A 21,660-nucleotide genomic window follows, 5' to 3' on the forward strand; every position below is an offset into this window, starting at 1 on the left:
TAAAGCAGTCAATAATTGGCTGCTTTTTTTATGATAAAAAATATTGCATTAATTTATATGGGTGGCACATTCGGCTGCGTGGGAGATCCTCTCGCACCGATGCCTGCTGATTTATTTATTCCAAAGCTCGAACAGATACTTGCAGAGCAGTATTTCGTCGAATGCCATCATGCACCCGCCATTAAGGACAGTAGTGCCTGTACAGCAACCGACTGGTTGCAACTGGTACAGTTTATTCAGCAATTGCAATCGCGGCAGATCCAGCATTTTGTGATTATTCACGGTACAGATACGCTGAGTTATGCCAGTGCAGTACTGGCACATTTTATTAGAAACTCGGCGCATGTAGTACTGACCGGTAGCCAATATCCGCTGCTGAATGCTCAAGGCAATGAACAGCGTGAATTTAGCGATGCCCTGGATAACCTGAAATTTGCACTAGATTCCGTCAACGAATGTAGCGCCGGGGTCTATCTGGCGTTCCATCATCAGCTGCTACATGCGCAAACTGCACTGAAACAGCATACTACTGAGTTAAATGCCTTTTCCGGTCTTGAGGCCAATATTGCAATCCAAACCAGTCAAGCGTGTTATCAGATCAAAGCTGAAGATATTACGAAAGCGACTGAATTCAACTGCATGAGCATCATGATGCAGCCAGTTGATCTGACCCAGCAGCTGAATAACCTGAACAACCTCTTGGCTCGACCACCACATTTTTTATTTCTGCAAGGTTTTGGCACTGGCAACCTGGCGGTCAGTGACGCCATGATTGCACTCATTGATCAACTCTATGAGCAGGGCTGTATTTCCGTCTTGACCACCCAAGTGCCTTTTGGTGCGACGGATCAGCGCTATGCTATTGCCGAATGGGTCAATCATTGCAAAATTTTGCTGAATGAAAGTTATGGACATGCGGATCTGTATGCAAAAGCTCTAAAAATGTATTTACAATACGACACTGTAGAGCAATGGCATCGTCATTGGTACGATCAATAAGGTTTTGAGGTCATTATGCAGCGTTTTGCGGTGGGAATTGAGTTTTGTGGGATGCATTATCGAGGATGGCAGACTCAACAGCCGGGAGTTGCAAGCGTACAGGAAACCATTGAGAAGGTTCTGAGCAAAGTTGCCGATCAACCGATTAGCCTGCATGGTGCTGGTCGTACGGATGCGGGTGTCCATGCCACCAATATGGTGGCACATTTTGATACGGATGCCGTGCGTTCTGAACGTGGCTGGCTGATGGGCTGCAATAGCCAACTCCCTAAAGACATCTCGATCCAGTGGATCAAAGAAATGGATCACAGCTTCCATGCCCGTTTTAAGGCACAGGCGCGCCGCTATCGCTATGTGGTCTACAACCACCCTGTACGCCCGGCATTGCTGCATAAACAGGTCACCCATGTCTATGCACCGCTTGATGTTGAACAGATGATATACGCCGCGAAAAAGTTTGAAGGCACGCATAACTTTGAAAGCTTCCGCGCCGCAGCCTGTCAGTCCAATCAGCCCGTTCGTCATGTCAGCCATTGCCGCCTGATTCAGCATGGTCAGTATCTGGTACTGGATATTCAGGCCGATGGCTTTCTGCACCATATGGTGCGCAATATCATGGGATGTTTATTGGAAATTGGTCAGGGCATGTATGCTGCCGATCATATTGATACTATCTTCGCTGCCGAAGACCGTAAAGCTGCTGGCGTGACCGCACCTGCAGATGGTTTGTATTTTATTCATGCTGATTATCCGGCGCAGTTTGAATTACCTGAATTACCCTTAGGTCCGCACTGGCTGAATATGCCGGAATAGTTTTTAAATTTTTTAGAATATTTACCTCCCCTAACCCCTCCTAAAAGGAGGGGAATTCCTCCCTTTTTTAAAGAGAGGTTAGGAGGGATTTTTAACGCTGCTTCCGCTTCCGATATTCCACTGGCGTTTCATTGGTCCAGCGTTTAAAGGCACGATAGAAGGTACTTGGCTCGGAAAAACCGGTCAGATAGACAATCCGCTCGACGCTCTCATTGGTACTCGCCAGCAAACGCTTGGCCAGACGACAGCGATAATCCGAGAGAATCTGCTGAAAGCTGGTATGTGCCTCACTCAGTTGTGTTCTCAAACGGCGTGGCGTGATGTTCAGCTGGGCTGCCACAGTTTCTAGCGTGGTTTCGCCACTCTCCAAAGTAGAGCCGATTGCACGACGTACTTCACCGACCAGATCATATCTTGCCAGTTCCTGTAGCTTTTCAATGGCCAGTTGCTCATGCAGCTGCAACAGCTCAGGTTCAGCCTGCCACAGCGGATATTCCAGGATAGTCGGATCGAAATACAAACGAGTTTCTTTCTGACCTAGACTGACCGGACACTCATAAACCCGGAAGTATTCATCATCAGGTGCCCCTTTATAAAAATTAAAATCGATATAAATCGGCTCAAAACGCCCTTCGGTAATAAATTTAAAGAAACGCAGTACACCTGACATAGCACATTCAGTAAAATGACGATTGACCAGACTCTCAGCAAAAGGCTGTTCACCATTGGTTAAATAGCAGCGATCATCTTCAATCACTAATTTGGCAGCAAAGGCATCGCTGATCAGTCGCTGATAAGCCAAAGCACGTTTCAGTCCCTCACCAAAATTTTCAGATGAAACAAACAGGTGTTCAATGACCTGACCACGATAAAGTGGCAGGTGCTCACCCAGATGCAATCCAATGTCTGGGTCCTTGCTGACTTCCTCTGCCGCCACCCAAAAGGCATATTGGGCACTCAGCGGGGTACGGTCATTGGCTTCCACCTGATTTAAAGCCACTCCTGCTTTGGTCAAAAGTTCTTCTGTTGGCAACCCCGCACGACGAATCGCCTGATAGCCTAAACGCAATACGACTGATGCATCCGTTAGCTGACTCACTCAAAAGCCTTCCTTGTATGTACTTCATTTATACTTAAAAAGATTAATTTTAGATTAACTGTGATTGACCAAACTGACAACAGAAACAGGTGTCTTTTTAGTTAAAAAAATTATCGTGACAGTTCGCCTATTTTACTGGCAGATGATCAGTCTAACGCCCGTTTCGTCTTGTATTTTGCAAAAAAATTGACTATAATTTGCGCCTTTCCAATTTATTCATTCAGGTAGGCTATGGCCAATAAAGAGGAACTCATCGAGTTCGAAGGCGTTGTCACCGAGACGCTTCCTAATACTATGTTCCGTGTACGTTTAGAGAACGGTCACGAAGTGATTGCCCACATCTCTGGTAAAATGCGTAAACACTATATCCGTATTTTAACGGGCGACAGTGTGAAGGTTGAAATGACACCTTATGATTTGACTAAAGGTCGTATCACATATCGTGCACGCTAAGTTTTAGCGCAAGCAAAAGCCACTTTTAGTGGCTTTTTTATTACTTGAATTATTTATCAATCAGTAAAATAATTTGACTCAGGCCTATAAATTCACGACTATTCATTGAATTAAAAACAACATGTATAAAAATAATAAATATGAAATGCTTACCCCTACTTTCCAGCTTGTTTCTCGTTGCGTGCGTTACCGGCGGCAATCAGCATCTGCATCAGTCTCTACAACCTTATGTGGGTCAAACTGCAGCACAGGTTCGTAGCCAGCTTGATCTTCGCGCAATGGGATTCAAGACCTCCCAGCAACCGATTCAAACCGCAGAATCTCTCAGCTACACTATTTTTCGGGATATGAATATTCCGATGGGCACGCCGAATATTAGTCAGAGTATCTCGATCGGTGCACCAATGCCGATGCCCTCAAATGGTGGTTATAACATTGAGATGAAATGCCAAATCTGGTTTGACCTAAAAGATGAAATTGTTCAAGCCATCCGCTATACCGGTAGAGCTTGCTAAGCTGTACTCATCGAGTTCAAAGCCTGTATCTAATTAAATCAGGGATCAACCTCACCACGCTAAACTTCTACCGTGTATCAAATCACAACAGTATTTTTGCATGGAATGCGCTTACACTCATTTTATTTGGTGTGAGGACAACTCATGAAGTTCACACTGATTTTAGCATGCTGCACAGCCTTGGGTTTGCTTAGTGCATGCACCACCACCTTCTCAACGACTGCACAGCGTGATGCCTATTTACAACAGTTCATTGGGCAAAGCAGCCAACTGATCGATCAAACTCTGGATCTAAAACGTTTAGGTTACCAGCAGATCAGTGGGCCTGAACGCAGCGCCAAGCAATTAAGCTATGTGGTACAACGCCCCATTACCATTCCTTTGCCTGTAGCGCAGTTTCCTGCCACAGGGACAGGCACTGTACCTATTCCCGTGTCAGTAAGCCCTGCCGGCGGCTATGACGTCAAATTACAATGTAAAATTACCTTCTTACTCAAAGATAATATTGCGACCGCGGTACGTACCACAGGCCGAACCTGTTAAGCCGTTTAAGCTTTGAAATTTCTATCATAAAAAAACGCAGCTCAAGGCTGCGTTTTTTGAATCGAAACAGGCTTAGTTCAATGCAGCAACGACTGCTTGACCCATTTCAACCGTACCGACTTTTTGCATGCCTTCAGATATGATATCTGCCGTACGCAAGCCTTGATCCAAGACCTGACCTACTGCATCTTCAATGGCTTTAGCAGCGGCTTCTTCACGGAAGGTATAACGCAGCATCATCGCCACCGAAAGAATCGTTGCTAATGGATTTGCAAGGTTTTGACCCGCGATATCTGGTGCAGAACCATGACAAGGCTCATACATGCCTTTGCCATTTTCATCCAGAGATGCCGATGGCAACATGCCGATTGAACCGGTCAACATCGCAGCTTCATCAGACAGGATGTCACCGAACAGGTTAGAAGTGACAATCACGTCAAACTGCTTCGGTGCACGCACCAGTTGCATCGCAGCATTGTCGACATACATATGTGACAAATTAATTTCAGGATATTCGGCATCTTTCAGCGCAGTCACTGTCTGTTTCCACAGCTCAGTTACTTCAAGCACGTTAGCTTTATCCACTGAACACACTTTACCACCGCGCAAGTTGGCCATTTCAAAAGCGACTTTAGCGATACGCTTGATCTCAGACTCTGAATAAACGTCGGTGTTGTAGCCTTGCTTCTCACCATTTTCCAGTTCACGGATACCACGTGGCTGACCGAAGTAAATACCACCCGTTAATTCACGCACAATCAGAATATCCAGACCCGCCACGATTTCAGGTTTTAAGCTTGAAGCATCAGCCAGTTGCGGATAAAGAATCGCTGGGCGCAAGTTAGCAAACAGGTTCAGTTCGCTACGCAATTTCAATAAACCACGTTCTGGACGGATTGAACGCTCAATCGTATCCCATTTTGGACCACCCACGGCACCGAGTAGAATCGCATCGGCTTTTTTAGCCTGCTCAGACGTTACGTCTGGATATGGTGAACCGTGAGCATCAATGGCCGCACCACCGAGTAAACCCTGCTCCCACGTCAAATCAAGATTAAATTTTTCATTTACACGAGTCAGCACCTGCTCTGCCGCTTTGACAATTTCAGGACCGATACCGTCACCAGCTAAAATCAAAATTTGTTTAGACATGAGATTTTCCGTTTAAAACGTCAGATTCAGACCTGACAGAGGTTAAATTTTCTTTTCTACAAACTCTGCAATCCCGGTGACTGCATTATAGGGTTTGCAAAAACGACGAATGGTTTTTTGCTCTTGTACCAGATCTACGCAAAGCGGATCCGGTGCCGAAGCATTTAATAAACTGCTGCTACGCGCACTACGGTCACGGAACATTTTTAAGCTATAGCGGTTATTGGCCTGAAAACGATGGAATACATGTAAAGTTTCCGCTTTATCCTTACTGATCGGATAGAAACGCACGACCAGTTCATGCTGTCCTGCCGGCACGGATAAATAAATCGGATTGGCCTGATTTAAATTTTTGGCCTGCAAGCGCACCAGTTTCTGCTTCAGCGCCTCATCACTGATGCGGCCATTGTCGGCGTTGACAATAATGGTCTGATTGAAGCGTTCGAACTGGCAATCTGGCGTCCCTGTACAGTAGATCAGGGCATTTCTTTTGCTCTCAGTATTTTCTTTGGCATGTTTGAGTTTCATCGTGTCGATGCTTTGACATGCAGTCAACAGCACCGATACTGAACTTAAAGCAAGCCACTGTTTCCAATAATTCGCCATAATGTCTGTCTTACCCAATCAAAAAACTCAATAATCTTCCGATATTAGCAAGGGCATCGCAGTCATGCCATGACAATTTTTACTGATTTATCCATGAATTTCGGCAAATACCCAAGGACGCGATTGTTTGGTTTTTTCTTCATAGGCACGAATATCATCCGCCACCTGCAAAGTTAAGCCAATATCATCCAGACCATTTAACAGGCAATGCTTGCGAAATGGATCGACTTCGAACTTAAAGCTTTCACCTGTAGGGGTGCGAACTTCTTGTGCCTGCAAGTCAATGGTCAGTTGATAGCCTTCATCTGCCGCACATTCCTTAAATAACTGCTCAACAATATCTTCAGCCAAAATCACGGGCAACATACCGTTTTTAAAACAGTTATTAAAGAAAATATCAGCAAAGCTTGGCGCAATAACAGTACGAAAACCGTATTCACTCAAAGCCCACGGCGCATGTTCACGGCTAGAACCACATCCAAAGTTGGCACGTGAAATTAAAATAGACGCACCCTGATAACGTGGCTGGTTCAAGACAAAGTCCGGATTGATCGGACGAACTGAATTGTCCTGCCCTGGATAACCTTCATCCAAGTAACGCAATTCATCAAATAAATTTTCACCAAAACCGGTACGTTTGATCGATTTCAAAAACTGTTTTGGAATAATTAAATCTGTATCGACATTGGCACGGTCTAAAGGTGCAACGATACCTTGTTCAACGGTATAAGCTTTCATGTCTGTGCTCCTACGTACCAATTAAAATGAACGGACATCAACAAAGTGACCTGCGATCGCAGCAGCGGCTGCCATGGCTGGACTCACCAAATGAGTACGACCGCCATTGCCCTGACGACCTTCAAAGTTACGGTTCGAAGTCGAGGCACAATGCTCGCCCGGCTGCAACTTGTCGGCATTCATCGCCAGACACATTGAACAACCTGGTTCACGCCATTCAAAGCCCGCTTCGACAAACACCTTGTCCAAGCCTTCCGCTTCTGCCTGAGCTTTGACCAGACCAGAACCCGGAACCACCATCGCCTGTTTGATTGAAGATGCGACTTTGCGACCTTTGATCACTTCGGCTGCAGCACGGATATCTTCAATACGCGAATTGGTGCACGAACCGATAAAGACACGATCCAGTTGAATCTCAGCCAAGGCCTGACCGGCATTTAAGCCCATATATTGATAAGCACGGTTCCAGTCATTGCGTTGTACATCGTCTTTGGCTTGTTCTAAAGTTGGTACTGCTTGAGACACTGGAATGACCATCTCAGGAGAAGTTCCCCAAGACACTTGCGGCTCAATTTCTTCACCTTGCAACACGACCACCGTATCAAAATATGCACATTCATCCGAATGCAATGTATTCCAGTACGCTACCGCCTGATCCCACTGTTCCGCAGTTGGCGCATAAGGACGACCTTTAACATACTCGATGGTTTTGTCATCCACAGCAACCATACCCACGCGTGCACCGGCTTCGATCGCCATATTACACACGGTCATACGACCTTCAATCGACATGTCACGGAAGACCTGACCGCCAAATTCAATCGCGTGACCAGTACCGCCTGCGGTACCAATCTTGCCAATAATGGCTAAGACCACATCTTTCGGTGTCACACCCTGGCCTAATTTGCCATCAACGCGTACCAACATGTTTTTCATCTTCTTTTGAACCAGGCATTGGGTCGCCAATACATGTTCAACTTCGGATGTCCCGATCCCGTGCGCCAAACAGCCAAAAGCACCGTGTGTTGCAGTATGCGAGTCACCACACACCACCGTCATGCCCGGTAAGGTCAAGCCTTGCTCCGGCCCGACCACATGCGCGATGCCCTGACGGATATCATTAATATCAAATTCAACAATATTAAAGGTCTTGCAGTTGTCATCCAAGGTTTGCACCTGGATGCGCGAGGTTTCATCTTCAATTCCGGCAACACCCTGCTCACGCTCTTTTTTTGAGGTCGGTACGTTATGATCCGGTGTGGCAATATTCGCGCTTAAACGCCATGGCTGGCGCCCGGCCAGTTGCAAACCTTCAAAGGCCTGTGGAGAAGTCACTTCATGTAATAAGTGACGGTCGATGTACAGTAAGGCAGAACCATCATCACGTTGCGTTACTAAATGGTCGTCCCACAATTTATCATATAATGTTTTTGCTGTTTGGGTTGCGCCTGCCATGTCGATGTACTCCACTGGACTGGGTAAATTCTTTCTCTGATTTTGATTATATCGCTGCAATCACATAAATCTAATTTATCATTTTTATCAGTTAAAAAACTTTTTGGAATCTTTTAAAAGCTGAATCAAATCATGCTTTAGCTCTATTTCCATAAATCTAATTTTCCGATTAATTTATAAAAAATATTCGCTTTTACAAATCAAATGAGAATTATTATTATTTCTTCATCGACAGAGATTATTTTTAAGGAACTTCGACATGGCACATATTCAACGCTTTGTAGACAACAACCAGCGCATGTTCAAAAAGACCTTCAGCTACTACATTATGCATATTACAGTAGCGATGATTGTGGGTTACTTGGTGACTGGCAGTTTGACCATGGCCATTGCCTTAAGTTTATTAGAGCCAACGGTACAGGCAGTGGCTTTCTTCTTCCATGAAAAAATCTGGGAGCGTAATAACCAACAGCAGAATGAGGACATTACCGTCTAAACTCTTCAGTCGAGGTTCCTGATGAAAGACTGCCTTTATAGGTGGTCTTTTTTAGTTTTTAAAATGCCAAGGCTTTGAAAATGTATAGTAATTCAGCACTGCAACATAGATGAGCTAATTTTACTTTGATTTATTCTTAAAATATAACAATAATAGATTTACACATAAAAATTCTTTATAGGTGATTAAGATGAATCTCGCAGCCTTTGAAGCCTTCGTGAAAGTCATGGAAACCGGTTCGATTTCTCTGGCCGCAGATCAGCTCTTCATTACCCAGCCTGCTGTCACCAAACGTATTCACAGTCTGGAAGAATACTTTGGGGTCAAGCTGTTTGAATCTGCCGGACGTGGCGTACAGGCCACCCACGCGGCGCATTCGCTGTTGCCTAAAGTGAAAAACTGGCTGAATGAACTCGGTGATATTCATTATACCTTGAGCCATGAACAGGGTCAGGTACAGGGCAAACTAAAAATTGGTACCAGCCATCATATCGGCCTGCATCATCTGCCGAGTCATTTGCGCCGTTATGTCCAGGAATATCCGGACGTGACTCTAGATGTGCATTTTGTTGATTCCGAGCAGGCGCATGAACAGGTAATTGCCGGCGATCTTGAACTGGCATTTTTAACCTTGCCGCCCCGTGGTGATGCGCGTCTGAATTACGTGACCATCTGGAATGATCCTCTGGTCTTTGTGGTGGCACCGTTTCATCCGCTGGCGCAGCAAAAAAGTCTGTGTCTGGAAGATTTGCTCGACTACCCGAGCCTGTTGCCCTCTTCACAGACCTATACCTCGCAGATTACTTTGGCCGAATTTGAAAAACAGGGTATTAAACCGAAAGTCAGTATGAGCAATAATCCGCTGGAATCGATCCGGATGCTGGTATCGATTGGTTTGGGTTGGTCGGTATTGCCAAAAACTCTGGTCAATCATGACCTGCACCAACTGGATATTAATCTGGAAATGAACCGTCGTTTGGGCATGGTCTGGCATCCTGGCCGTACTCAGTCCAAAGCGGCACAGACCCTAGTTCAGCTCATGCAAGGCGTATCCCTGTCTATTTAAGCTGTTCCTGAACATGCTGCATCCAAAACGGTGCAGCATTTTGTTACCTAAATACACCCCATCTGGCGATATCTTTCGAGTATTTTTAAGACAATTCCATTTCTTTGCAATGCAAAGGAATGCTTAAAATTATTCGATGGAGCCTGACGGATGCAGCTCGATTCTCCCCTAAAATCCCACTCTCAAGATAAAACCAATACAAGCAGCCTATGGCTTTCGGCCAAACCGATGCTGCTGCCCACGCCGGCACTTGATTTTGCCGATGAACAGACTGCCCGACACGGCCTGCGCGAATATTTCCTGAATACCTTTGACACCTATGAGCAACTGTTTGAATGTCTCAAGCATGAAGATGCTTTTTTCATCAAGCCCATTACTTTACGTCATCCGCTAATTTTTTATTTTGCGCATACCGCCACTTTTTTTGTCAATAAACTGCTGCTCAGCAAGCTAATTAGCGAACGCCTGAATCCGCATTTTGAAAGTATCTTCGCGATTGGTGTGGACGAGATGAGTTGGGACGATCTGGATGAAGTGCACTATGACTGGCCTACCGTGCAGGAAGTCCGTGATTATAGGCATCAAGTGCGTGCCCTGATCCTGAACATCCTTGAACATGCTCCGCTGACTCTGCCCTTAAACTGGCAAAACCCCTGGTGGACCATCATCATGGGCATTGAGCATGAACGGATTCATCTGGAAACTTCTTCCGTGCTGATCCGCCAGCATGCTCTGGAACATGTACGCCAGCATCCGCAGTGGCGCGCCAATATCATTACTGGCATGGCTCCGGATAATCACTTGCTGGAGGTACCTGACGGCAAGGTGCTTTTACAGAAAGATTTTAACCATCCATTTTATGGCTGGGACAATGAATACGGCCGGCATGAAGCCGAGGTTGCAGCTTTTGCAGCCTCCAAATATCTGGTATCGAATCAGGAATTTCTGGCCTTTGTCGAAGCTGATGGCTATCAGACCGAACACTACTGGAGTGAAGAAGGTCTAGGCTGGCTGCAATTTTCACAAGCTGCTCATCCCTGTTTCTGGCGCAAAACTGAATTAGGCTGGTCACTGCGATTGATGCTGGAAGAAGTGCCGATGCCTTGGGACTGGCCGGTAGAAGTGAATTATCATGAAGCCAAGGCTTTTTGTCAGTGGAAATCGCAACAGCTGGGAAAAACCATTCGCTTGCCGACTGAAGATGAATGGTATCGCCTGTATGCCGTTTCAGACCTGGATCCAGATTTACAAAGTCCTGAACAGGCCAATATCGAGTTGAAATACGGCACCAGCTCCTGTCCGGTGGATCATTTCAAGCAGGGTGATTTTTACGATATTCAAGGCAATGTCTGGCAGTGGACTGAAACCCCGATCTATCCATTTCAGGGTTTTCAGGTGCATCCATTTTATGATGATTTCAGTACACCGACCTTTGACGGTCGCCATAACCTGATGAAAGGTGGCTCCTGGATTTCGGCGGGCAATGAAGCTTTATATAGTTCCCGCTACGCCTTCAGACGGCATTTCTTTCAGCACGCTGGTTTTCGCTACGTCGCTTCTGATCAAGCATTGCAACATTTCCCTTCGCATTATGAAAGCGACCAGCTGGTCTCCCAATATCTGGAATTCCAGTATGGTATCGAATATTTTGGTATCGCTAATTTTGCCAAAACACTGGTCGATCTGGCACAACCCTATTTTCAGCAAACGCCGTGCCATCGTGCCTTAGATATTGGCTGTGCTACCGGCCGCGCCAGCTTTGAACTGGCACGCTCTTTTGATCAGGTAACCGGTTTGGACTTTTCGGCACGCTTTATCCAGCAAGCAGTTTATTTGGCTCAAGGCCATAGGGTACGTTATCAGCTGCCACTAGAAGGTGAATTAAGCGAAGAAAAAAGCTGTTCACTTGAAGATGTCGCTTTGGATCAGGTTGCGTCGAAAACGGAATTTTTTCAGGCCGATGCCTGCAACCTGAAAGCACATTTTAGCGGCTATGATTTTATTCTGGCAGCGAACCTGATTGACCGGCTGCATCATCCGAGAGATTTTTTGGCGCAGATTCATGAGCGTATGAATATAGGCGGCATTTTAATGCTGAGTTCGCCTTATACGTGGCTGGAAGAACATACGGCACGTAGTGAATGGCTGGGCGGTTTTCAGCAGGATGGGGAAAACATCACGACCTTGACTGGTATTTCCAACATTTTAACCCAGCACTTTGAATTGGTGGCCGAACCCCAAGATGTGCCTTTTGTGATTCGGGAAACGGCCAGAAAGTATCAACACACGCTGTCACAAGTCACGATCTGGAAACGTGTTCGCTAAAGGTAAGGTGATGGCCTAAAAAAAGCCAATCATACGATTGGCTTTATATCTTATCCTTCACTGGTTGAATTTTCATGTAAGGATTCATTGAGTTGATCTACCACAATCGCCCATTCGCCATCAGAGGCTATTTTCTCGCTTAAAAATTGACGTTGTGCCTCTGACCAATACGGCGCATCCAGTAAAGTCAGATCTTTATGCAATTGATGCTCGTGAATAAATGTTTCAATACCTTCTGCACTGGCATCCAAGCCAAGCTGCTGGAACAGATGTGTCATACGCGGTCGAACGTGAGTCATATCTCATACCTCAGAATCTACTATTGTTATCATGTCCTGTTTTTTGAGCATAGCATGTCTGATTCAGCCGGACTGTGAAAAAACATTAATATTCAAATGAGGCAAATAAAAAGCACAACCGAAGTTGTACTTAATAATCACATCAATGAGTTCGGAGTGATTAGATCGACCAGTCCTGTATTTCCCAGCCTTGTTCTTGGGCTAGAGTTTCCAAGCGATCATCCGGATTCACTGCAATCGCATGATCCGCATATTCCAGCAAGAAACGGTCATTAATCGAATCTGAATAGGCCCAAGACTCGGTTACATTGCGACCCTCCAGCCATTGTTCCAGACGCACCAGCTTGCCTTGCTGATAGCACGCTGTATTGATGACTTTACCAGTATATTTCCCATCAATGACTTCAGCATTGGTGGCAATAATTTCAGTAATTCCGAATTCACGAAAAATGGGGGCGGTAATAAAGTCTGAAGTCGCGGTAATCCCCACTAAGGTATGCCCTGCTTCATGGTGGCGCCCAATGGCTTTAAAACCTTCAGGACGCATTTGTGGACGAATGACTTTTTGCATGAACAGTTGATGTAATTCAATCAAATAATCATTGTCATGTTGGGTTAGAAACTGGAACACAAATTCATTATAGGCATAAGGATCCAGCTCACCTTTTTTATAATCGTCATAGAACTTGTCATTCATGGCGCGATGCTGAACTGGATCGACCAGGCCCTCACTGACCAAAAACTCTCCCCAAGAATGATCCGAATCCGTGTTTAACAAGGTGTGATCGAGATCAAATAGCGCCAATTTCATGAAAATACTCGTTAAAACTGAAATTTAAGAAAAAAATTGTAAATCTATCTCCGCTAGTCGATAGAAATTCGTTAAGATCATAGCAATTTTAACATTTTTAAACTTTGCTTTTTTCGAGTTGGATAACGAAATAATGCTCCCCGATGGCAAAGGCATAAATTAAACAATTTTTAGGTAGCCAAATGATCGACTCTGAAGGTTTCCGACCGAATGTCGGGATCATTTTGGCAAACGATGCTGGACAAGTTTTATGGGCAAAACGCATTGGTCATAATGCATGGCAATTTCCACAAGGCGGGATCCAATATGGAGAAACCCCTGAGCAGGCACTCTATCGTGAGCTGAGAGAAGAAGTTGGCTTATTGCCCGAACACGTCCAGATAGTCGCGCAAACCAAAGGCTGGTTGCGCTATCGTTTGCCGCATCGATACATTCGTACGGACTCTGATCCGGTCTGTATCGGTCAAAAACAAAAGTGGTTTTTACTCAAACTCACGGCCCCCGTTCAGCATATTCAATTGAATCTGTCTGATCCGCCCGAATTTGATCAATGGCAATGGGTCAGTTATTGGTACCCACTCGGTCAAGTCGTGAATTTCAAACGTGATGTTTACCGCAAAGCCTTGGTGGAGTTGTGTCAGCAACTGCCCCAGCAAAAACCTTAAAAAATCGCATAAATAATGCAGATTTTTTACGCGGCTATTGTTATAAATAAACTTCATTACTGAAATTCTGAATAGACGGAGCAGACCTTATGTCGAATATGCAACTGGACACCTTGAGACGTATTGTTCAGGAGATCAATGCGTCCACCAGTTTGCATGAATCACTCGACATTATGGTCAAGCATGTGGCCGAGGCCATGCAGGTTGATGTCTGCTCGATCTACCTCCTCGATGAACGCAATCAGCGTTATCTGCTCATGGCGTCTAAAGGCCTGAATGCAGAATCTGTCGGCCATGTGTCTTTGCAGACCGGCGAAGGTCTGGTGGGCCTGGTTGGACAGCGTGAGGAAATTGTCAATCTGGACAATGCCCCTAAACACGAGCGCTTCCTGTTTTTACCTGAAACCGGTGAGGAAATTTATAACTCCTTCCTCGGTGTGCCAGTGATGTATCGCCGTAAGGTGATGGGTGTGCTGGTGGTTCAGAACAAAGAATCACAGGACTTTTCTGAAGCTGCTGAATCCTTTCTGGTGACACTCTGTGCGCAGCTTTCTGGCGTCATCGCCCATGCCCATGCCGTCGGCAATATCGATGTATTCCGTAAGCCAAGCAACCTGCCCGCCTATAAAACCTTTCAGGGAGTTTCTGGCTCCGGTGGTATTGCCTTAGGTCGTGCAGTGATTCTCTATCCGCCAGCAGATCTTGCCGCAGTCCCTGACCGTGAAGCGGATGACATTAGCGAAGAACTGGAGCTATTAGATAACGCCCTGAATTCAGTCCGCGAAGAAATTCAGTCGCTAGATGACAAAATGCAGGATGCGTTGATGGCCGAGGAACGCGCACTGTTTAGCGTGTTTTTGCGTATGCTGGATGAAAATGCCCTGCCTTCAGAAATCAAGGCCTTTATTCGTGAAGGTCACTGGGCACAAGGCGCCGTGCGAATTGTCATTGACAATCATGTGGCACAATTTTCCCAGATGGAAGATGATTATTTACGTGAGCGAGTGGCGGACTTAAAAGATCTGGGTCGCCGCATTCTGGCACGTTTACAGGAAGCCGATGCCAGTCACCGTGAATTGACCGATGAAAGTATTCTGATTGGTGAGGAAATATCGACGGCTGCACTGGTTGAACTGCCCGTGGATAAAATTGCCGCGATTGTCACTACCGAAGGCGCCATGAACTCGCATATGGTGATCGTGGCGCGTGCCCTTGGCATTCCCACCGTAGTCGGTGTAACCGAACTGCCAATCAATACCCTCGATGATGTGGAGATGATTGTCGATGCGCATCAGGGTCGGGTCTTTATTAATCCGCCACGTCGCCTGCGCAGTCGCTATAAAGAAATTCAAAAAGAAGAAGAACAGATTGCCAAAGATTTGCGTCAGTACGAAACCAAAGATGCAATTACCCCGGATGGCATCGCCGTAAAACTGTACGTCAACACCGGCCTGATGATTGATGTGGTGCGTGGCGTGCAGCGCGGTGCCAAAGGTGTCGGTTTATACCGTTCTGAAATTCCGTTTATGCTGCGTGACCGCTTCCCGGGCGAGGAAGAACAACGTGCGATTTATCGTCAGCAACTCAGTCATTTTGCCAATAAACCGGTGGTGATGCGAACGCTGGACATTGGTGCAGACAAAGACCTGCCGTATTTCTCGATTGAAGAAGAAAATTCGGCACTCGGCTGGCGTGGCATTCGTTTTACCCTGGATCATCCGGAAATTTTTTCTTCACAGATTCGCGCCATGCTCAAAGCCAGTATCGGACTGAATAACCTGCATATTCTGCTGCCGATGGTGACCAGTGTCAGCGAGGTCGAGGAAGCGCTCTATCTGCTGGAACGTGATCATGCGGCGATTCAGGAAGAAGAACAGGTCAAGGTAAACAAGCCTAAACTCGGTATTATGGTGGAAGTTCCCAGCGTACTATATCAGATTGATGAATTTTCCGAACTGGTCGATTTCTTCTCGGTCGGCTCCAACGATCTGACCCAATATCTGTTGGCCGTCGACCGTAATAATCCACGGGTGGCCAATGTCTATTCACACCTGCACCCTGCAGTAATGCGTGCCTTGACCCGTCTGGTTCAGGACTGTCATCGCAATGAAAAACCGGTCAGTATCTGCGGTGAAATGGCGGGTGATCCACTGTCTGCCGTTTTACTCATGGCCATGGGCTTTAATACCCTGTCGATGAGTTCAAGTAATATTTTGCGGGTACGTAAAACCATTTGTCATGTTCCGATGAGTGATGCACAGGAATTGCTGCAACATGTGTTAAAAATGGACAATCCACTCATGGTAAAAAGCTGGCTAGAATATTATTTCAGAACCCATGGTTTAGGGGATATGGTGAAATCAGCATCACGTATGGTGAGTGCCTAATACGGGACTTTTTCCAGTCCCTCGACAGTGGTAGAGGTGGTTATGGAATTTCTGGTCATCCTGTTCATGATTGTTGCGGTGTTTTATGTGGTCATTCTTGCACCAGCTTTGGCTGCCCGCAAAGAAGCTCATAATTCCGGTTCATCTTATATACGCCCTGCCAGCAATCGAGCAACGAGCTATGCCGATCGGCCTAAAATGACTCCATTATTGGGCATTGAAATTTCGGCATCGCAACGGCGGCGTTTAGGCAGAGATGACCCCTCCGTCATTGCCGCCAGACTCTATCACCAGCAAAAAGATCAATTTGCCAGTTTTCAGCAGGCCAGACCACAGCCTCACTCCCCTCACCACAACGCGCCAGTGCAAAGCAGACTCAATAAATTCTTTAATGACTTAATTGCGGATGAATCGACAACGCCATCCCGGCATCCGAATCAATATTCGCAAACTCGTAATAACCGGCCTGTCGCCCCGCTCTCTCCAGTTAAAACCAATCCTAAGCAGCCCCCACGTCGTCCCCAGCCACCTTACAGACCTTAAGCAGCCATTAAAAAAGGGCGATCTTCCATGGAATATCGCCCTTGTCTGTGCTTGTTGTAGCCACGTTTTGAATTTTTCTTTCGATCTACAAAAACCTGGCTTTTGTTGACTTCATGCATGTGTTTTGCCACAAAATTGTGGATCACTACCTGCTCGGCTGTTTTTTTCTTGGCCATCTTGCTCTCTATATAATTTGGAGGAAGGAGTGAGATAATTATAGGGCCGACTGACTAATTTTCAAGCATATTTGCCAATGCTTTTTCAAAAATAAAGCCCATTTAGCCAGGATTTTCTATATGCAAAAATGGGAGTTATAGCCAGAAAACACCCTTATTTCATTCATTATTTTTATGGGTTTCTTCAGCCCAACAAAACTCGATTAAAAAAACGTTTAAAATAAATCAGTTATAAAATTTATTTTAAACAATACTATTCACTTATTATTTTTATCCTTTGATAAAAACATATTATCGACTTAGATATTGTTATTTTCGTTTAATCCCATTCATTATTCGAGTTATTCAAAATATATAGAATTTGATATTGTCACAGAGTGGAAAACCCGTTACTTTTTAAGAGTAACCATTTAATTTTCAACATTTTAAACTTTATTAAATTTAAAAATATTTTTTGAGTGAGCTCACTCAATTATACCCTGAATTCCGTTTTGTGCTGTAACACCCTTTATTTAAAGATATTGTAAATATAGCGAAACCTGATCTGATTAGCATATATCTCAATATTTTATGAATACTAGGTAAACGACATAAGATATTCAAAACTTGGAGAGGAAAGATGAGCCAAGATTTTAAAAAATGCCCTGTCACCCACCTGACCACTGAAGCTGGTGCCCCTGTGGTCGACAACCAGAACAGTATGACGGCAGGTGCGCGCGGACCTTTACTTGCCCAGGATTTATGGCTGAATGAAAAACTGGCCAACTTTGTCCGCGAAGTGATTCCAGAGCGTCGTATGCATGCCAAAGGTTCAGGTGCTTTTGGTACCTTTACCGTGACCAATGATATTACCCAATATAGCCGCGCTAAAATTTTCTCTGAAGTCGGCAAAAAAACCGAAATGTTTGCCCGTTTCTCAACAGTGGCGGGTGAACGTGGTGCGGCCGATGCGGAACGCGATATTCGCGGTTTTGCCTTAAAATTCTATACTGAAGAAGGCAACTGGGATCTGGTCGGCAATAACACCCCGGTGTTTTTCCTGCGGGATGCGCGCAAGTTCCCTGACCTGAATAAAGCAGTCAAACGCGACCCGAAAACCAACAAGCGCAGCGCCACCAATAACTGGGATTTCTGGACACTGTTGCCTGAAGCTTTGCATCAAGTGACCATTGTCATGTCCGACCGCGGGATTCCGACCGGTTACCGTCATATGCATGGTTTTGGCAGTCACACCTTCAGTTTTATCAATGCCAAAAATGAACGCTTCTGGGTAAAATTCCATATGCGTACCCAGCAAGGCATCCAGAACCTGACCGATGCTGAAGCTGCAGACTTGATCGCCAAAGACCGTGAAAGCAGCCAGACCGACCTGTTTGATGCCATCGAACGTGGTGACTATCCAAAATGGAAAATGTACGTTCAGATCATGCCGGAACTGGAAGCCGAAACAGTGCCTTATCATCCATTTGACCTGACCAAAGTCTGGCCAAAGGGCGATTATCCACTGATTGAAGTCGGTGAATTCGAACTGAACCGCAATCCGGAAAACTATTTCCAGGATGTAGAACAGGCAGCCTTTGCACCAAGTAATCTTGTACCGGGCATCAGCTACTCACCGGACCGTATGTTACAGGCACGTTTAGTGAACTATGCCGACGCAGCGCGTTACCGTGTTGGCGTGAATCATTCACAGGTTCCAGTCAATGCTGCACGTTGTCCTGTACATTCGAACCGCCGTGATGGTCAAGGCCGCATGGATGGCAACTATGGTTCATTGCCACATTACGAGCCGAACAGTTTTAGCCAGTGGCAGGAACAACCGGAATTCAGAGAGCCTCCACTGAAAATCACCGGTGATGCCGATTTCTGGGATTTCCGTGAAGATGACAATGATTACTTCAGCCAGCCACGCGCCCTGTTCAACCTGATGAATGACCAGCAGAAACAGGCTCTGTTTAATAACACGGCCGGAGCGATGGGTGATGCGCTAGATTTCATCAAATACCGTCACATCCGCAACTGTTATAGCTGTGATCCAGCCTACGGCGAAGGCGTAGCACAAGCACTCGGCATGACTGTAGCAGATGCCCAAGCAGCACGTGAAACTGATCCAGCCAAAGGTTTGCCTAGCTTTCTCTAAGCCAGTTTAGACATGTACAAAAACCACCTTCGGGTGGTTTTTTATTGCGGCATCAAGCACTATAGAAGCAAGTCAGCACAAGAAGAAATACAACAATGCATCCGAATATTAAAGACATCATTCAACAACACGACATCATTGTATTTGATGCTGTTTGCGTAATCTGCAATGGCTGGACACGGTTTCTGATTAAATACGATAAAAAGATTCAGTTTAAACTGGTTTCCGCCCAATCGCCTTTAGGTACAGCTCTGCTCGAACATTATCAGATGCCCACTGAACATTACACCACGATGCTCGTCATTCAAGATGGCACACTCTATACCGAATCGACTGCCTTGCTGAAAGTACTGCAGCATCTCGGTTTTCCTTTTAATTTAATGAGCGCAGGTTATTTGGTTCCGCGTTTTATCCGCGACTTTCTGTATCGTGTGATTGCTTTAAATCGTTACAAGCTATTTGGTAAAACCGAGTATTGCCTGATTCCATCCAGCGAAAATAAACGCCATTTTCTGGAAGAAGCTGTTCGTGAATCCTAAACCTGTATTCCTACAACCACTGCGTACTATCCAGCTGACTTTGGTCATACTATGGCTCTATCAGGGACTCATTCCAAAAATTCTGTTCCAATCACCCGCTGAAATTAGCATTTGGCAAAATATGGGTTTTGAGCTGGCACTGGCCAAAGTCTTGGTTGGACTTTCCGGAGGATGTGAAATGCTATTTGGCTTATGCTTTCTGAAATGGAACCGGTCCATACTCTTGCATGGGTTGAATATTATCGGACTTGCTGGATTACTACTGCTGATTGCATTCACAGCCCCGTTGCAACTTACTGCAGCATTCAATCCTGTGGTGATGAATACCGCCATGCTGATGCTTTCTGTAGTGGCCATTCAACTCATCCAACAGGAACAGAGTAAAATATTTAAACAATAATTCGTTTGCCTTCACGTATGCAATAAAACGGATTAATCAACTTGGAAGAATGCTTGATGATCTCATGCAACTCATGTTCCGGCGCATCCCGGTCTTCATCCGTGAGCTGAAAAGTACGGTAATGAATCGCCAGTGAACATTTGGCCTGCAAGTCATGATGGGCATGAAAGGCATCTTCCGGATTCATATGGATCGCGCGCATCAGTTCACGCGGTTCATACGCTCCTATCGGGAGTAAGGCAATTCGCGGTGCACCCAGACGTTTACGAATTTCTTTAAAATGTGAGGCGTAGCCACTATCTCCGGCAAAAAAACAATGTTCCTTGCCATGTAATAAAGAAAATCCTCCCCAAAGTGCACAGTTCTGATCGCGCATGCCGCGCCCTGAGGCATGTTGAGCCGGCGTATAGACAATCCGGATCTCTTCAAAAAAGGCACTTTCCCACCAGTCCATTTCATGCACGGTATAATGTTCTGGCAAATACCAGGCATTACCCAGACCAGTATAAATAGGCATCTCAAAAGTGTTGTGCAGCCATTCCAGACTAGCCAGATCCATATGATCATAATGGTTATGGCTGAGCAGTACGGCATCAATCTGAGGTAACTCATCCAGAGCAATGCCAGCCGGAATGACCCGCTGCGGCCCTGTGGAAGCCGATGGACTGGCATATTCAGCCCAAACCGGATCAGTCAGGAAGTTATAGGGGCCGATCTGAATTAATGTGGTGGCGTGACCAATAAACCAGACTTGCCAGTCATCCAGAGCTGCATCTGGACGCTGCTGTGGCAATGCGCGCGGACGAGAAAAAAACTCGGCACGCTCTTCGTCAAGATTGACATTCCAGGTCTTGGATTTTCGGGTAATGAGCCATTTGTATAAATCAAAGCGACCGCGCGATAGAGAAGCATGCTCAAGATTACGAAACTGTTTTCCGTCGAAATGATCTGAATGCAGATACTCAAACACTGGCTTAGACCAGAGATGTTTCCAACTGGATTCCGTGATTAACTGGAATTTTTTAGTTTTGAGAAGATCTTGCATAAACATCCACTATTTATTATTCGCTATATGCAAGACAACAACCTCTTGAAATGGTCAAGCGGTGCATCTTTTAATGAGCATACAAACTAAAAACAGGCACACTGCAACATAGTATGAAATCCGTCACAGAAAATCATGTATGTTTTTGTTATTTTTAGCAAAAAAATGGCATTTCATCGGCCTTATGGCTGGCTGAAGTCTGGGATTATCTAGAAAAATATTGCTCTTGTCCTTCTGTCTAAAAATACAAAATGATACTCAATATTTATAAGCCCATGCTGACAAAAGCATGTCTGCCCATTGATGATTTTATGATGAAATTCGCCATACCTCAGTATCATCACATCAATTGTGCGAGAAAGGCAAGTTGAGATCAAAATACCAACCTCAAGCAT

General features: G+C 45.5%; 23 protein-coding genes. 14 read left to right on the forward strand and 9 right to left on the reverse strand.

Annotation, left to right across the window (positions count from 1 at the left end; translation table 11 throughout):
- Nucleotides 1–30: 30 nt before the first annotated feature.
- Together NI470_RS03530 and truA are read left to right on the forward strand one after the other, a co-directional pair.
- Nucleotides 31–999 carry an asparaginase domain-containing protein gene (locus NI470_RS03530; protein WP_253147730.1) on the forward strand — a complete coding sequence of 323 codons (969 nt, stop codon included), beginning with the start codon at nucleotides 31–33 and terminating at the stop codon, nucleotides 997–999.
- 15 nt (nucleotides 1,000–1,014) lie between these two features.
- Nucleotides 1,015–1,812, forward strand: a complete 798-nt coding sequence (truA, locus tag NI470_RS03535) for a tRNA pseudouridine(38-40) synthase TruA (protein ID WP_164543043.1) — start codon at nucleotides 1,015–1,017, stop codon at nucleotides 1,810–1,812.
- A gap of 91 nt (nucleotides 1,813–1,903) precedes the next feature.
- Here the strand turns inward: truA and NI470_RS03540 are convergent, their stop codons facing one another.
- Nucleotides 1,904–2,911: an AraC family transcriptional regulator gene (locus NI470_RS03540; protein WP_005107962.1), complete on the reverse strand. Its 1,008-nt coding sequence runs from the start codon at nucleotides 2,909–2,911 to the stop codon at nucleotides 1,904–1,906.
- A 231-nt stretch (nucleotides 2,912–3,142) separates the two neighbouring features.
- Here NI470_RS03540 and infA point away from each other — a divergent pair, with 231 nt between their 5' ends.
- The 3 genes from infA (at nucleotide 3,143) to NI470_RS03555 (ending at nucleotide 4,422) form a co-directional block, all read left to right on the forward strand.
- Entirely contained in the window at nucleotides 3,143–3,364 is a 222-nt protein-coding gene (gene infA, locus NI470_RS03545) for a translation initiation factor IF-1 (protein WP_001284370.1), read from the forward strand.
- Between the two features lie 134 nt (nucleotides 3,365–3,498).
- Nucleotides 3,499–3,879: a hypothetical protein gene (locus NI470_RS03550; RefSeq protein ID WP_253147775.1), complete on the forward strand. Its 381-nt coding sequence runs from the start codon at nucleotides 3,499–3,501 to the stop codon at nucleotides 3,877–3,879.
- Nucleotides 3,880–4,023: 144 nt separating this feature from the next.
- Nucleotides 4,024–4,422, forward strand: coding sequence for a hypothetical protein (locus tag NI470_RS03555; protein ID WP_253147731.1), 399 nt, complete (start codon nucleotides 4,024–4,026; stop codon nucleotides 4,420–4,422).
- A gap of 72 nt (nucleotides 4,423–4,494) precedes the next feature.
- Here the strand turns inward: NI470_RS03555 and leuB are convergent, their stop codons facing one another.
- The 4 genes from leuB to leuC all read right to left on the reverse strand — a co-directional run bounded on the left by leuB (nucleotide 4,495) and on the right by leuC (nucleotide 8,373).
- Nucleotides 4,495–5,574 carry a 3-isopropylmalate dehydrogenase gene (leuB, locus tag NI470_RS03560; protein WP_071852215.1) on the reverse strand — a complete coding sequence of 360 codons (1,080 nt, stop codon included), beginning with the start codon at nucleotides 5,572–5,574 and terminating at the stop codon, nucleotides 4,495–4,497.
- A 42-nt stretch (nucleotides 5,575–5,616) separates the two neighbouring features.
- Nucleotides 5,617–6,180 (reverse strand): hypothetical protein, encoded by a 564-nt coding sequence (locus NI470_RS03565; RefSeq protein WP_253147732.1) that lies wholly within the window; start codon nucleotides 6,178–6,180, stop codon nucleotides 5,617–5,619.
- A gap of 87 nt (nucleotides 6,181–6,267) precedes the next feature.
- Complete coding sequence (gene leuD, locus NI470_RS03570; protein WP_114541288.1) at nucleotides 6,268–6,918, reverse strand: 3-isopropylmalate dehydratase small subunit; 651 nt, start codon at nucleotides 6,916–6,918, stop codon at nucleotides 6,268–6,270.
- A gap of 21 nt (nucleotides 6,919–6,939) precedes the next feature.
- Nucleotides 6,940–8,373, reverse strand: coding sequence for a 3-isopropylmalate dehydratase large subunit (gene leuC / locus NI470_RS03575; RefSeq protein ID WP_085064240.1), 1,434 nt, complete (start codon nucleotides 8,371–8,373; stop codon nucleotides 6,940–6,942).
- 259 nt (nucleotides 8,374–8,632) lie between these two features.
- Between leuC and NI470_RS03580 the strand changes: the two genes are divergently transcribed.
- The 3 genes from NI470_RS03580 (at nucleotide 8,633) to ovoA (ending at nucleotide 12,260) form a co-directional block, all read left to right on the forward strand.
- Complete coding sequence (locus NI470_RS03580) at nucleotides 8,633–8,869, forward strand: DUF2061 domain-containing protein (protein WP_005107971.1); 237 nt, start codon at nucleotides 8,633–8,635, stop codon at nucleotides 8,867–8,869.
- A 190-nt stretch (nucleotides 8,870–9,059) separates the two neighbouring features.
- On the forward strand, nucleotides 9,060–9,935 hold the full coding sequence (locus tag NI470_RS03585; protein ID WP_253147733.1) for a LysR family transcriptional regulator: 876 nt from the start codon (nucleotides 9,060–9,062) through the stop codon (nucleotides 9,933–9,935).
- Nucleotides 9,936–10,085: 150 nt separating this feature from the next.
- The gene (gene ovoA / locus NI470_RS03590; protein WP_005103000.1) at nucleotides 10,086–12,260 is read left to right on the forward strand and encodes a 5-histidylcysteine sulfoxide synthase; all 2,175 of its coding nucleotides are present in this window, start codon (nucleotides 10,086–10,088) and stop codon (nucleotides 12,258–12,260) included.
- A gap of 50 nt (nucleotides 12,261–12,310) precedes the next feature.
- Here ovoA and NI470_RS03595 read toward each other — a convergent pair whose 3' ends face one another.
- Together NI470_RS03595 and NI470_RS03600 are read right to left on the reverse strand one after the other, a co-directional pair.
- Nucleotides 12,311–12,559 carry a DUF2789 family protein gene (locus NI470_RS03595; protein WP_004278500.1) on the reverse strand — a complete coding sequence of 83 codons (249 nt, stop codon included), beginning with the start codon at nucleotides 12,557–12,559 and terminating at the stop codon, nucleotides 12,311–12,313.
- A 160-nt stretch (nucleotides 12,560–12,719) separates the two neighbouring features.
- Complete coding sequence (locus NI470_RS03600) at nucleotides 12,720–13,370, reverse strand: HAD family hydrolase (protein WP_004729447.1); 651 nt, start codon at nucleotides 13,368–13,370, stop codon at nucleotides 12,720–12,722.
- A 182-nt stretch (nucleotides 13,371–13,552) separates the two neighbouring features.
- On the opposite strand from NI470_RS03600, the gene NI470_RS03605 reads away from it, so the two are divergent.
- The 3 genes from NI470_RS03605 to NI470_RS03615 all read left to right on the forward strand — a co-directional run bounded on the left by NI470_RS03605 (nucleotide 13,553) and on the right by NI470_RS03615 (nucleotide 16,965).
- Complete coding sequence (locus NI470_RS03605; protein ID WP_004278502.1) at nucleotides 13,553–14,035, forward strand: RNA pyrophosphohydrolase; 483 nt, start codon at nucleotides 13,553–13,555, stop codon at nucleotides 14,033–14,035.
- 89 nt (nucleotides 14,036–14,124) lie between these two features.
- Nucleotides 14,125–16,422, forward strand: coding sequence for a phosphoenolpyruvate--protein phosphotransferase (gene ptsP, locus NI470_RS03610; protein WP_004647377.1), 2,298 nt, complete (start codon nucleotides 14,125–14,127; stop codon nucleotides 16,420–16,422).
- Nucleotides 16,423–16,464: 42 nt separating this feature from the next.
- Complete coding sequence (locus tag NI470_RS03615; RefSeq protein WP_253147734.1) at nucleotides 16,465–16,965, forward strand: hypothetical protein; 501 nt, start codon at nucleotides 16,465–16,467, stop codon at nucleotides 16,963–16,965.
- On the opposite strand, the gene NI470_RS03620 is transcribed toward NI470_RS03615, so the two are convergent.
- A complete protein-coding gene (locus NI470_RS03620; protein ID WP_004278505.1) occupies nucleotides 16,962–17,141 on the reverse strand; it encodes a DUF7230 family protein in 180 nt (59 codons plus the stop codon). The genes NI470_RS03615 and NI470_RS03620 overlap by 4 nt on opposite strands.
- Nucleotides 17,142–17,760: 619 nt before the next feature.
- Here NI470_RS03620 and NI470_RS03625 point away from each other — a divergent pair.
- From NI470_RS03625 to NI470_RS03635, 3 genes are all read left to right on the forward strand, one after another.
- Entirely contained in the window at nucleotides 17,761–19,281 is a 1,521-nt protein-coding gene (locus tag NI470_RS03625; RefSeq protein ID WP_253137598.1) for a catalase, read from the forward strand.
- Nucleotides 19,282–19,376: 95 nt separating this feature from the next.
- Nucleotides 19,377–19,820 (forward strand): thiol-disulfide oxidoreductase DCC family protein, encoded by a 444-nt coding sequence (locus NI470_RS03630; RefSeq protein WP_253147735.1) that lies wholly within the window; start codon nucleotides 19,377–19,379, stop codon nucleotides 19,818–19,820.
- The gene (locus NI470_RS03635; RefSeq protein ID WP_071850443.1) at nucleotides 19,810–20,220 is read left to right on the forward strand and encodes a DoxX-like family protein; all 411 of its coding nucleotides are present in this window, start codon (nucleotides 19,810–19,812) and stop codon (nucleotides 20,218–20,220) included. Before NI470_RS03630 ends, NI470_RS03635 begins: the two co-directional genes overlap by 11 nt.
- On the opposite strand, the gene NI470_RS03640 is transcribed toward NI470_RS03635, so the two are convergent.
- The gene (locus NI470_RS03640; RefSeq protein ID WP_004278509.1) at nucleotides 20,210–21,265 is read right to left on the reverse strand and encodes an MBL fold metallo-hydrolase; all 1,056 of its coding nucleotides are present in this window, start codon (nucleotides 21,263–21,265) and stop codon (nucleotides 20,210–20,212) included. The two genes, NI470_RS03635 and NI470_RS03640, sit on opposite strands and share 11 nt — an antisense overlap.
- Between the last annotated feature and the right edge of the window lie 395 nt (nucleotides 21,266–21,660).

The sequence above is a fragment of the Acinetobacter lwoffii genome, assembly GCF_024129115.1.
Lineage (GTDB): Bacteria > Pseudomonadota > Gammaproteobacteria > Pseudomonadales > Moraxellaceae > Acinetobacter > Acinetobacter lwoffii_T.